The sequence below is a fragment of the Thioflexithrix psekupsensis genome, assembly GCF_002149925.1.
Classification (GTDB): Bacteria; Pseudomonadota; Gammaproteobacteria; order Beggiatoales; family Beggiatoaceae; genus Thioflexithrix; species Thioflexithrix psekupsensis.
Genome location: NZ_MSLT01000023.1, coordinates 836,322 through 848,833, shown reverse-complemented (window position 1 = coordinate 848,833; position 12,512 = coordinate 836,322). Strand labels below are relative to the sequence as shown.

Sequence of the window (12,512 nt, the reverse complement as noted above, 5' to 3'; positions counted from 1 at the left end):
TAACACAATTTGGCTATCCTTTTTTCTCCAATTTTTCTAAAAAGGCTTTGATGGTCTCTGGTGAATATTGCTTTAGCACTTCATCAGGTGAATAGTGTTTCAATACTTCATCAGATGAATATTGCTTTAATACCTCATCAGGCGAATAGTGTTTCAATACTTCATCAGATGAATACTGCTTTAATACCTCATCAGGTGAATAGTGTCCCAACACCTCATCAGATGAATAGCGTTTCAACACTTCATCGGCAGAGAGGACATGCAGATTTTCACTGACATAGTCTCGTACAAAATCATCCATTGTGTAAGGCATAACAGCTCCTTTTTGTTTATAAAATTCATAGAGTTGGTTAAGTATAGCCTTATCTTGTCTGGAGTGCCAATTGTAGTTTTGACCACCGTAGACAAATCCCTCACCTGTACCACTGAATAATTGCCAAATTGCATTGCGCTGCGCTTTGGGCATCTTGCTCAAAACCAGTACTTTAATTTGATGACTGCCATAGGTGAGGTTGAAAACGGCATTTTGCTGTTGCTCCAGCTTTAACCCCGACTGTTCTAAACTTTTGGGATAACGGGTACAAATGGCAAATAACTTAATTTTCTCAACAGGAATCAAATGATGAAGTGATTGGCTTTCTTGTTTGCGATAATTGACATAATGTCCTATTAACTCATCAATTGCCCATGTATTAAGCGATTCTTGCATGGATTTATAAGTAATAAGATTGTGCGCGGCCAATTCTTCTAAACCTTCTGGCAATTCTGTAATGGCTTTACCTTCTTTACGTTTGATAATCGCAATATCCAGAAATTGCTTTTTAGCCGTGAGTTCCTTCTCTAAAATCACTTCATATTCTGAATCCAGAAAAAAATCAATTAAAGTTAAACCAAACACCCGATGCCAATTAATCCTGCTCATTTTTCATCAAGTAAAATCATAGCCAAAATGGGTTTTAAATAAGGCCTTGATTTCATCTAAGCTGGGATGATGATTTTGTGTGCCATAACTGGCGATTTTAATTGCGCCCATAAGCGAAGCAATGCGCCCCGTCGTCTCCCAATCCATGCCGTTCATTAAGCCAAATAAAATCCCACCACGAAAGGCATCACCACAGCCAGTGGGGTCTAATAATTGAGTGACTTTGGCGGGGGGAATGGTATAGGTTTTTTCTGCGGTGTAAATTAATGAGCCTGAAGCGGCTTTGGTGATGATTAAGGCTTTAACTCCGCGTTCTAAGACCTTTTCAATGCTTAATCCGGTACGATCTAACATCAATTCCCATTCGTAATCATTGACAGTGACCCAAGTGGCTTGCTCAATAAATCGCGTCAATTCATCACCATTAAACATCGGTAAACCTTGACCGGGATCAAAAATAAAAGGAATATTCGCATCAACAAATTGGGTAGCATGTTCCAACATACCATCACGCCCGTCAGGAGAAACTATCCCTATTGTCACTCCTGTAGTGTCACTAATGCGGTTCAAATGGGCAAAACTCATGGCTCCAGGGTGAAAAGCCGTGATCTGATTGTCGTCTAAATCCGTAGTGATAAAGGCTTGGGCGGTGTAAGTGTCGTCGATCACTTTCACATGGGTTGTAGAAATCTCCCAGCGATTCATCCAACGCAAATACGGATCAAAATCAATCCCCACCGTAGCCATAGGCAGTGGATTGCCGCCGAGTAATTTTAAGTTATAAGCAATATTCCCCGAACATCCACCAAATTCCCGCCGCAATTCTGGCACCAAAAACGAAACATTTAAAATATGCACTTGCTCTGGCAAAATGTGTCTTTTAAATTGATCTTTAAATAACATAATTGTATCAAATGCAAATGAACCACAAATTAATGCTGACACTTTATATACTCCGTAAATTAAACATTGTCATTTTAAATTAAATTTGCCGTTGCCGAAAAATTCGGGACAACGGCAAGTAAAGTTTGCAGAATGAGAAGGGGATGTTGTCTGAATATAAGCTGGTTTTATTCCACTCTGACCACACGAAAACCGATGGTATCTGACTTACGTTTGGGGGGGAAATCTTCGCGTTGGGTTGTGCGGTTTTTGCCTTGAAAACTGCGGTAAGAACTGCTGCGTACCATGCGTTTTGAACAATCTCCGCCTTCCCACGCACCGAATGGCGGCGCGCCAGTGTAATTCGGACGGAAACAGTCCAACGTCCATTCTTGCACGTTACCAATCACGTCATGTAATCCAAACGCATTGGGTTGAAAACTACCGACGGGAGCAGTAGAGCGTCCTGCCCATTGGCTGCCACAAATGGCACAATTGGCGTTGTTTTGACCGATTTCTGATCCCCACCAATAGAGGCTATCTGTTCCGGCTTTCGCGGCATATTCCCATTCGCGTTCGGTGGGTAAACGGTATTGTTTACCGCTTTCTTCAGACAGCCACTTGGCATACTCGGTGGCATCGTCCCAAGTGACATTGATCACAGGACGATTACTACGCCCCCAACTGCGATCATCGGGTAATTCTCGCCCTGTCGCTCGCGCAAAACGGTCATAATCCGCAAAAGTCACTTCATATTTGCTAATCGCAAATTGGTTAAGACTCACTTGGTGTTGCGGCTGTTCTGTTGGATACGGCAAACCCGCCCGAATACCCATCATAAACGTCCCTGCGGGTAAACGTACCATGGTAGGGCCTGTCCCGCCAGAACGCAGTCGATCTTGGAATTCGCCCAATGCCCTTACAGGAGCAGGAGGAGGAGGAGTGGGGTCTGCGGCTTGTTGTGGCACGGATTCGGTGGATTCATTAGTATTCTGTGTACTGGGTGCAGGCTTGTCGCTGGGTAACAGAATCTGCAAAATGGGAGTAAACATAACCGCACTCACACCTCCCCCCACCAGCAGCACCACAACGGCTAAAATCACTGCTATTTTCTTTCCTTTGGCGCGAGATTGACTGAGCAATTTCTCGCGTTCAATTTGTTTTTGTTTCTCCATAATGGCGCGGGCTGAATCGCGTTGTAATTTTAATAATTCAGCATCTTTTTCCGCCTGTTTACGGACAGCTTCCATTTCTTTGCGTAATTGTTCTTGTTCGGCTTCTTTCTTTTCGATTAATTTCGCCAATTCTTGCTGTAATTTTTCATCGTTAGCGCGACGTTCTTTAGCGGCACTTTGTTCAGCTTCTTGTTTTAGGCGTGCTAATTCTTGTTTGGCTCTGGAGAGTTGTTCAATTTGGGCGCGGGTGCGTTGCTGTGCGGACTCAATGCGGGCAATCCGCGATTCTAACATCGCTTTTTCTTCGCTGGCTCGACGCAAGTCTTCTGGCGATAAATCGTCAGTGTTGCCTGTGACGGGCGGGCTTAACGGTTTTTTAACCGCAGACAAATCAGGGGAGGCGGCTCGATTAGGTACGGGCGTGGTCTGTTGTCGATCTTTGGCTTGTAATTTGGTAATGGCAGATTGCAACGCACTAATTTGCGAGACTAATTTCTCTGCTTCAGCCGCTTTACGTGCAGCCTCAGCCGCATCCGCTGTTTTGGCTTCGGCTTGTAGTTTGTTGTACCGTTTAATCAGCTTTTGCGCTTCAGCTTTCGCTTGAGTTATCGAAGACACAATCGTTCTCTCGCAATGGGTTACTGGAAATTCAAAGTAAAACCAACGTGATTCACTTTATGAAAAGTAAGGGCTTCGGTTGGTCTATTTAAGGCTTACATTTTAACGATTCACATGATATTTTGGGGGGAGTGGGCATTTTTCACGTGCGTGTTCCCCCTATTGTCAATTGATCGATGCGCAAAGTCGGTTGACCGACCCCGACGGGAATTTGTTGTCCTTCCTTGCCACATGTGCCAACGCCACCGTCCAACGCAAGATCATTGCCAACCATACTGATTCGGTTTAGGGTTTCTAAACCGTTACCGATCAGTGTTGCTCCTTTTACGGGGGCGGTGATGCGTCCATTTTCAATCAAATATGCTTCGGTGGCAGAAAATACAAATTTTCCCGATACCGTGTCCACTTGTCCTCCACCAAAATTGACCGCGTATAAGCCTTTGTTGACCGAAGCAATAATGTCTTCGGGCGGTGTTTGGCCGGCTAATAAATACGTATTAGTCATGCGGGGTAAGGGCGGATGGGCGTAAGATTGACGGCGACCATTTCCTGTGCTGATTGTTCCCATTAAGCGGGCGTTCAACTTATCTTGCATATAGGCGGTTAAAATGCCGTTTTCAATCAAGGTAGTGCATTGCGTGGGCGTGCCTTCGTCGTCGATGTTGAGACTGCCACGCCGTTGGGTTAATGTGCCGTTATCCACCACTGTACACAGCGGAGAAGCCACTTTTTGCCCTAAACGCCCCGCAAAAGCCGATGTTCCCTTACGATTACCGTCCGCTTCTAAGCCATGTCCCACCGCTTCGTGCAGCAAAACCCCCGGCCAACCCGCACCCAATACCACCGGCCATTCTCCGGCGGGCGCATCAATGGCTTCTAAATGGGTTAAAGCACGTTTTACAGCCTCTTGAACGTAAGTTTCGGCGCGTTGTTGATCGAAAAAATAGCCGTAATCTGTTCGTGCGCCGCCGCCGCTTCCGCCTTGTTCGCGCCGACCTTTTGATTCTGCAATGACACTGACATTGAGCCGCACTAGCGGTTGTACATCTGCTTGCAAGGTGCCATCCGTCGCCATGATCAGAATTATTTTATAACTGCCGTGAAGATTGATAGACACTTGTTTAATACGCGGATCGCTGTCGCGTGCCAACTGATCCAAACGGGTCAACCACGCCACTTTTTCTGTTGAACTAAAGCCGGTCAAAGGATTATCTGGATAATAATAGGCGGTTACGGGCAAAATTCGCCCAGATACCGCTGGTGATAAGGATTGTCCGTGGTAGGCAATAGACTGTGCGGCTCGTGCGGCTTGTCGCAAAGTAGAAAATTGTAAATCATCGCTGTAAGCAAAACCGGTTTTATCGCCTATATTGGCGCGTACGCCGACTCCCCGATCCCAGCTTGTGTGACAGGTTTTTATGAGTCCTTCTTCTAAGCCCCAAGATTCTTGTTGGCTGTGTTGAAAATAAAGATCGGCATAATCCACCCGGCCACGCTTCAAATCGTCGAGCAGATGCGTGAGGGATTCTTGATCTAATTCGCTGGGAATCAGTAAGGATTCCGTTGCCAGTTGCAGTGGGGTTAGCGGGCTTGACATAAGATTTTTCGATGATGAATGGTCGGAAAACGTTGTCGCAATTGGGCTTGATGTTCGGTGTCTATGTCGGCGGTGACGACACCTAGGCCTTGAAATAAGCGGTTTAATACATGTCCCCAGGGGTCAACAATGAGGCTATCACCGTAAGTTTTGCGTCCATTGACATGGTATCCGCCTTGATCGGCTGCTATTAAGTATGACAAATTTTCTACAGCGCGGGTTCGGGTGAGCAGTTCCCAATGGGCGCGGCCAGTGATGTCAGTAAACGCTGATGGAACACAAATAATTTCTGCGCCTTGTTCTAATAAACACCGGAATAATTCAGGAAAACGAAGATCATAACAGATTGCCAAGCCAATGCGGCCAAAAGGGGTGTCAAATACCGTGATTTCCTGTCCGGGGTCGGTGGTTTGGGATTCTTCATAACGTTCGTGGCTGCCCACATCGACATCAAACAAGTGTATTTTGTCGTAACGCGCCACACAAATCCCTTCCGGATTGTACGCTAAACAAGCCGCTCGTACTCGATGGGGATCGCCGCTGGCTAAGGGAATCGTACCACCAATTAACCAAATGCCTTGTTGTTTGGCGGTTTGGGCTAAAAATTGTTGGATCATTCCTTCTCCAAACGGTTCTTGAATGGCTAATTTTGCGTGATCATTCGCGCCCATAAAGGCAAAATTTTCGGGTAAAACAACACATTCCGCGCCATTTTCTACCGCTTCTTGGATGAGTCGTTGGGCTTCTTGTAAGTTAGCGGCGACTTGTGCGCCTGAGGCCATTTGTACAGCCGCAATACGATGAACCGTCATGATAAACTCCACCACATTCGTTTTATTTTTAAGGCACGAATTTCACTTTATCGGGTGATGATTGTTGTGCGTTTTTAAGAATTTATTGTAGTTACTTTATGCTGTAGACGTAAAGAATAATATATTTTTTCTGTTTTTAATCTTGCATTTGGGTTTAAGCTATTTTGTCTGTTTTGTCAAAAATATTTTTCTGCTGAAAAACAGGATGGTAATCCTCTGCATAATGGCTTGGAATGTTATAAAATGGGTGAATTGAAGTCAAGAATACTTTAAGGTTACACCATTCATGTTAGTTTGGCTAAAGCGATTTTGGTTAAGTTTTTTTATCTTGTTTGCTTTGTTGTTTATTGGTCATTATCTGTGGATAGAAAAAGACAAGCTGGAAAATCATTTAACGTTAAATCCTCATTATCTCTGGATTGCTGTCGTACTGCAAATCCTATTTTTACTGCTCACGGCCTATCTTTGGCGATATAATATTTTGCAGTTGACACCACTTAAAATTAAATTTAAAAGTGCCTTAATGCAAATTATTTTGCTGATGATAGGTAAGTATTTGCCCGGTAAAGTGTGGGGGATGTTTGCGCGGGGAACTCAGTTAAAAAACAAAGGGTTATCTTGGACAGAAATTATTAGTTTAACTTTACAAGAGCAGTTTGCCTTAGTGCATTCGGGTGCTATTCTTGCGGCCACGTTGTGGGCTGTGTTGACGCAGGAATTATTATGGGTGTGCATTGCGGTGTTAGCGTGGCTCAGTATTGGTTTGGGAAGGGTTTTATTATCGCTGTCTTTTCGTTTTTATAATGTCATCAGTCGTTGGTTTATTAAAAAAGAAATAGAAGGTTTAACTGATTTACCGTTATTAGATATAACCGCTTATTTTTATCTTATTATAGGATTTGTCACGGCTTGGTCAATGCTGGGTTTGGTTTATAGCGGCGTTTATTTTGCTTTTGTCAATGCGTTATTTAATGTCGAATTAATTTTATGGATTACGCTAGCCAATGTGGTGGGCATGACGGTGGGATTTTTTGCTTTATTTGCACCGGGGGGAATTGGCGTTAGAGAATCGGTGAGTACTTTATTTTTAATTCAATTCATGCCATTAGAACAGGCGATTATGGCCAGTTTATTATTTCGTTTTTGGACGGTCTGTACAGAATTATTGGCAGGCATTCTGTTGCTGATGGTCTCAGAAGAAAAAACAACAACAACATCATTAGAACAGTGATCAGTGTTATGGAAATTATTTTTTTACTTATTTTAGGGTTTATTGCGGGTATTTTAGCAGGATTATTAGGGATTGGTGGCGGGGCTGTGATTGTGCCTGCATTGGTGTGGATTTTTCATTATGGTCAATCCGTGCCTAGTGTGCATTTAATGCACATTGCGATTGGGACTTCTTTAGCGACAATTGTCGCCACTTCTATTGCGTCAATTTGGGCGCATCATCGTCATGGCGCGGTACAATGGTCAATCGTGTGGCAATTGGCACCGGGGGTGGCATTGGGTGCGTTTCTCGGCGCGTGGATTGCACATTATTTATCCAGTGATTTTTTACGCATTATTTTTGGCATTTTCCTGTTATTATTGTCCATAGAAATGATTTGGGGTAAAAAACCCGCTGCACATCGACAATTGCCTAATCGCTATCTCACTGGAATGATTGCTGTTTTTATTGGGATATTGTCGGCTTTGGTGGGTATTGGGGGTGGATCGTTGACGGTGCCTTTTTTGACTTTTTGCAATGTGACATTACGGCACGCCATAGCCACTTCAGCCGCTTGTGGTTTTCCGATTGCGCTTGCGGGGGCGATGGGTTTTATTGTCACTGGATGGTCTGTGTCTCATTTGCCCAATTATAGTTTGGGTTATGTGTATTTACCTGCTTTTATTTTAGTGGCAGCGATTAGTGTTTTTACTGCCCCTTTAGGTGCGAAATTAACCCATACTTTACCCACTACATTATTAAAAAAATTGTTTGGGATTTTTCTAGCGATTATTGCTTTAAAAATGTTGTGGGGATAATGGGTGTAAGTCTCAATGATTAAGTCGATCATTAAACTATTTTCTGTTCACGACTCGGATCAACTCAATTTTTTTGCATAAGTAGGGCAAAAATCGGTTATGATTAGGCCAATATTCAACACGGGTGATCCTGCCATAAGGCGATTTATTTTGTATTCTTAAAGAACATTTCACCTCATCTTTCCACTGCACATTAGGGCTGTTTATGATGGAATCTGTCAAGGTTAAGGACAAAGCATTGCGCCGACGAGTCAAATTATTGGGCAAATTGTTAGGTAAAACGCTGTTAGCCCGCGCCGACGGTCAAGTTTACGCGGCGGTGGAAACCTTACGCAAGGGTTATATCAGTCTGCATGAAACCCCCAACCCGAATAAACGTCGCCAATTAGAACGATTAATTCAAGCCTTATCGCCTGAGATATTAACGGATGTGGTGCGGGCCTTTAATATTTACTTTAGTTTATTGAATATTGCAGAGGAATTATTCCGCGATCAAAGACGGCAACGTTTAATTCATCGCGGCGGCCCACTTTGGGAGGAATCTTTTGATCAAACCTTACGCCAATTGATCGCCAATGAAATTACGCCAGAACAGATTCAATTGTTGTTAAATAGTTTGACTTATATTCCTGTTTTTACCGCGCATCCTACCGAAGCACGGCGGCGCACGATTCAAGTGGCTTTGCGGCGAATTTTTACCCGTGTGAAACATTTTAATCCGCGTAAATTAAGTCAAGTTGAAATTCAAGATCAACAAGAAGTTTTAGAATCTTATTTGCATTTATTATGGAAAACGGATGAAGTTCGCACGAAAAAATTAGAAGTGGTGGATGAAATCACCAATGGTTTGCATTATTTTCGTGAATGCTTATTTGTGGCTGTTCCCCACACTTATCGTGCGGTAGAACGCAGTGTGCGCCGTATTTACAGCTTGCAACAGCCGGTGCGGGTGCCAAGTTTTCTGCGTTTTGGGTCGTGGATCGGTGGAGATCGGGACGGTAATCCTTTTGTCACGCCCGAAACCACAGCGACTGCGGTATTGTTGCAAGCCCAAGAAATTCTACAAGAATACGTACAGTGTGTACAAGAATTGACGGATACCTTGACCCATTCGACCCGTTTGTGTCAGCCTTCAGAGGCGTTTATGGCGCAGTTGATGGAGGATGTACAATTGGCCGAACGTTGCCAGCGTGATCCGCATTCTGAGCATATTCAAGAAATTTATCGACGCAAATGCTTATTAATGCGAGATCGGTTACGCTGTAATTTGACCTTAGTGCAGTTGCGTTTGCAAAATAATTTGACGGGAATGCAGGCCACAGAATTGCGAGCTTATGCTTATCCCAGTGAAATTGAATTTTATCGGGATTTATTAGTGATTCGAGATTCATTAATCAGTCACGGTGATATTCAAGTGGCTGAACGCGGATTAAAAGATTTATTGCGTTTGGTAGAAACTTTTGGTTTTTATTTAATGCGTTTGGATATTCGTCAAGAATCAACACGCCACAGTGAAGCGATTGCTGAATTAAGTTTGCAAAAGAATGTCGATTATTTAACGCTTGATGAATCGCAACGTTTGCAGCATTTGGTCGAATTATTAACGCAGAATTGGCAATTTGCAAATAACGGCCAACTCACTGAAAATACACAACAAACGTTAGATGTGTTTTGTGTGATGGCTGAAATGCGTTTGGCGATCAGTCCGCAAATTTTCGGCAGTTATGTGATTTCTATGACGCATACAGCCAGCCATGTATTAGAAGTATTGGTGTTGGCACAGCAACATGGTTTAGTCGGTCAATATCCGGATGGCAAAGTATTTTGTCATGTGACCGTTGCGCCTTTATTTGAAACGATTGAAGATTTAACCCATATTGATCAGGTATTAAGTACTTTATTAGACATTCCTTTGTATCGGGAATTGTTGCGTTTTTACGAAGAAGAAAGTTATGCCTCAATTCCTTTAACCCATCGCATTGATCCTGCGTTAATTCAGCCTAAAGGCGCGTTGCAAGAAGTGATGTTAGGTTATTCGGATTCTTGTAAAGATGGGGGCATTTTATCGTCTTCTTGGAATTTATACGAAGCGCAACGTAAAATTACCGCATTAGCGGATCGTTATGGCATTACTTGCCGTTTATTTCATGGGCGTGGGGGGTCTGTGGGACGTGGTGGTGGCCCGACTTATGAGGCTATTGTGTCTCAACCGGTGGGAACGGTACGCGGACAAATTAAATTCACAGAACAAGGTGAAGTATTATCGTATAAATACAGTAATCCTGAAACCGCTATTTATGAATTAAATGCAGGAGCTTCAGGCTTAATGCGTGCCACCGCCAACAGTTTATTGGGAGGGCATGATGTTGCGAATGATCCGCCCGAATTTTTGGAAATTATGCGCGAATTGTCGGCTTTAGGAGAACAGCATTATCGCCAATTAACCGACCATACGGAAGGCTTAATGACTTATTTTTATGAGGCCACGCCCGTATCAGAAATTGCTTTAATGAACATTGGCTCACGTCCTGCGCGGCGGCGGGCGGATAATCCTTCTAAATACTCTATTCGCGCCATTCCTTGGGTTTTCGGTTGGTCGCAATCTCGGCATACTTTGCCCGCGTGGTATGGTTTAGGCTGGGCATTGGCGGCTTATTGCCAAGGAGATTCGGCGCGATTAAAGAAATTGCAAGCCATGTATCAAGATTGGCCATTTTTCCGTTCTTTACTGAGCAATATTGAAATGGCATTATTTAAAGCGGATTTAGAGATTATGCGCAATTACGCCAGCTTGTGCCAAGATCAAGAGCATGGAGAGTTGATTTTTGCGCATATTGAACAAGAATATCGCCGCACCCTTGAGCAATTATTATTAGTGACGCAATCGAATGAATTATTATCGCATAATCCTGCCTTGCAAATTTCTTTAAAACGTCGTCAACCTTATATTGATCCGTTAAACGTGATTCAAGTGCATTTATTGCGACAATATCGCCGTTATATTAATGAAGGCAATGAAGCAGAAGCCGAACGTTGGTTAAATCCTTTATTGCGTTCTATTAATGCCATTGCTGCGGGCATGAGAAACACGGGATAATTTTCTCAAAATGGCTTATTTTTTCAGCGCATTCTTTTTATATTAAATCCGCTATGATACTTGATACTCTGCTGGTGGTTGATGACACTCCTGAAAATGTGACTGTTTTGCTCAATATGTTGAGTAAAGCGGGTTTTGATGTTTTGGTGGCGAGAGAGGGCGAAGAGGGCATTCAGACCGCAGAATATGCCAATCCTGACATGATTTTGTTAGACATCATGATGCCCGATATGGACGGTTTTCAGGTGTGTCAACGTTTGAAAAGTAATCCAGCCACAGCAGACATTCCGGTTATTTTTATGACTGCGCTGACTGACACCACGGATAAAGTCAAAGGATTTCAAGTGGGTGCGTCGGATTACATCACTAAGCCGTTGCAACACGAGGAAGTGTTGGCGCGCATTCGGGCGCATTTGAACGCGCATAAATTGCAACAGCGACTGTATGAACGTAATATGGAATTGGACGCATTCGCGCATACGGTCGCTCACGATTTGAAAGACCCGATCAGTGCCATGACGTGTTTGGCGGAGACTTTATTTTTAAAATCGCCCGAAGGCACGGTAGTCGATGCGCGAATGCGGGAAAGATTACAGTTAATTGGGCAGGCCGGGCGACAAACGATTAATATTATTGACGCGCTGTTACTGCTTGCGGGCGTAAGTCAGCAGAAAACAGTTGAGTATCACGTATTAAATATGCAAGAGATTGTTGCAAGCGTCTTAACCCAGCGTTTACAAACCATGTTGGAAAAATATCAAGCCGAAATCAGTTATTGTGGTGAATGGCCAGCGGCTTTGGGTTACGCGCCGTGGATTGAGGAAGTGTGGTTTAACTATTTGCACAATGGGCTAAAATACGGCGGTACGCCTCCGCGTTTACAAGTGGGCGCGGAAACCTGTCGTGGCCAGCGGGTGCGTTTTTGGGTGCGGGATAATGGACGCGGTTTGACCGTCGAGGAACAACGACAATTGTTTACACCTTTTATGCGTTTACATACGGATGCCGTTGAAGGTCATGGTTTAGGGTTATCGATTGTGGGGCAAATTATTAAAAAATTAGGCGGTGAAGTGGGCGTAAAAAGCCAACTCGGCGAAGGCAGTTTATTTTATTTCACGTTACCCGCGGCATAATTTTATTTTTTTAAGGAAAAAGTCCATGTTATTAGAAGAAAGCACCCTAATAAATCAACGTTTACAAGGATTATATTTAGAACATCGAGATTTAGACGATGTGATTAATCGCTTGTCTCAAGATAAATGTATCGATGAATTGCAATTAAAACGCTTGAAAAAAAGAAAATTATTAGTAAAAGATATGATCTCCCGTTTGGAAAGTTTATTGATTCCTGATTTGGATGCGTAAAGTCGTCTTTTAAAAA

At 43.4% G+C, this 12,512-nt stretch carries 10 protein-coding genes; 5 read left to right on the top strand and 5 right to left on the bottom strand.

What is annotated here, in order from left to right:
* Positions 1 to 13: 13 nt before the first annotated feature.
* From TPSD3_RS16235 to TPSD3_RS16215, 5 genes are all read right to left on the bottom strand, one after another.
* Complete coding sequence (locus TPSD3_RS16235; RefSeq protein ID WP_140048590.1) at positions 14 to 922, bottom strand: hypothetical protein; 909 nt, start codon at positions 920 to 922, stop codon at positions 14 to 16.
* 6 nt (positions 923 to 928) lie between these two features.
* Positions 929 to 1,867, bottom strand: a complete 939-nt coding sequence (locus TPSD3_RS16230; RefSeq protein ID WP_086489568.1) for a carbohydrate kinase family protein — start codon at positions 1,865 to 1,867, stop codon at positions 929 to 931.
* 125 nt (positions 1,868 to 1,992) lie between these two features.
* Positions 1,993 to 3,597: a formylglycine-generating enzyme family protein gene (locus TPSD3_RS16225; protein WP_086489567.1), complete on the bottom strand. Its 1,605-nt coding sequence runs from the start codon at positions 3,595 to 3,597 to the stop codon at positions 1,993 to 1,995.
* A 142-nt stretch (positions 3,598 to 3,739) separates the two neighbouring features.
* On the bottom strand, positions 3,740 to 5,194 hold the full coding sequence (gene tldD / locus TPSD3_RS16220) for a metalloprotease TldD (RefSeq protein WP_086489566.1): 1,455 nt from the start codon (positions 5,192 to 5,194) through the stop codon (positions 3,740 to 3,742).
* A complete protein-coding gene (locus TPSD3_RS16215) occupies positions 5,179 to 6,006 on the bottom strand; it encodes a carbon-nitrogen hydrolase family protein (protein ID WP_086489565.1) in 828 nt (275 codons plus the stop codon). Before TPSD3_RS16215 ends, tldD begins: the two co-directional genes overlap by 16 nt.
* A 286-nt stretch (positions 6,007 to 6,292) precedes the next feature.
* Here TPSD3_RS16215 and TPSD3_RS16210 point away from each other — a divergent pair, with 286 nt between their 5' ends.
* The 5 genes from TPSD3_RS16210 (at position 6,293) to TPSD3_RS16190 (ending at position 12,496) form a co-directional block, all read left to right on the top strand.
* A complete protein-coding gene (locus TPSD3_RS16210) occupies positions 6,293 to 7,237 on the top strand; it encodes a lysylphosphatidylglycerol synthase domain-containing protein (protein WP_086489564.1) in 945 nt (314 codons plus the stop codon).
* An 8-nt stretch (positions 7,238 to 7,245) separates the two neighbouring features.
* The gene (locus TPSD3_RS16205) at positions 7,246 to 8,034 is read left to right on the top strand and encodes a sulfite exporter TauE/SafE family protein (protein WP_086489563.1); all 789 of its coding nucleotides are present in this window, start codon (positions 7,246 to 7,248) and stop codon (positions 8,032 to 8,034) included.
* Positions 8,035 to 8,239: 205 nt separating this feature from the next.
* The gene (gene ppc, locus TPSD3_RS16200) at positions 8,240 to 11,131 is read left to right on the top strand and encodes a phosphoenolpyruvate carboxylase (protein ID WP_342587081.1); all 2,892 of its coding nucleotides are present in this window, start codon (positions 8,240 to 8,242) and stop codon (positions 11,129 to 11,131) included.
* 53 nt (positions 11,132 to 11,184) lie between these two features.
* On the top strand, positions 11,185 to 12,264 hold the full coding sequence (locus TPSD3_RS16195) for an ATP-binding response regulator (protein WP_086489561.1): 1,080 nt from the start codon (positions 11,185 to 11,187) through the stop codon (positions 12,262 to 12,264).
* Positions 12,265 to 12,289: 25 nt separating this feature from the next.
* Positions 12,290 to 12,496: a DUF465 domain-containing protein gene (locus TPSD3_RS16190; RefSeq protein WP_086489560.1), complete on the top strand. Its 207-nt coding sequence runs from the start codon at positions 12,290 to 12,292 to the stop codon at positions 12,494 to 12,496.
* The last annotated feature ends 16 nt before the right edge of the window (positions 12,497 to 12,512 follow it).

Coding starts and splice junctions, on each gene's coding strand:
- TPSD3_RS16205 (WP_086489563.1), top strand. CDS start 7,246: ATGGAAATTATTTTTTTACTTATTTTAGGGTTTATTGCGGGTATTTTA.
- TPSD3_RS16215 (WP_086489565.1), bottom strand. CDS start 6,006: ATGACGGTTCATCGTATTGCGGCTGTACAAATGGCCTCAGGCGCACAA.
- tldD (WP_086489566.1), bottom strand. CDS start 5,194: ATGTCAAGCCCGCTAACCCCACTGCAACTGGCAACGGAATCCTTACTG.
- TPSD3_RS16190 (WP_086489560.1), top strand. CDS start 12,290: ATGTTATTAGAAGAAAGCACCCTAATAAATCAACGTTTACAAGGATTA.
- TPSD3_RS16210 (WP_086489564.1), top strand. CDS start 6,293: ATGTTAGTTTGGCTAAAGCGATTTTGGTTAAGTTTTTTTATCTTGTTT.
- TPSD3_RS16195 (WP_086489561.1), top strand. CDS start 11,185: ATGATACTTGATACTCTGCTGGTGGTTGATGACACTCCTGAAAATGTG.
- ppc (WP_342587081.1), top strand. CDS start 8,240: ATGATGGAATCTGTCAAGGTTAAGGACAAAGCATTGCGCCGACGAGTC.
- TPSD3_RS16235 (WP_140048590.1), bottom strand. CDS start 922: ATGAGCAGGATTAATTGGCATCGGGTGTTTGGTTTAACTTTAATTGAT.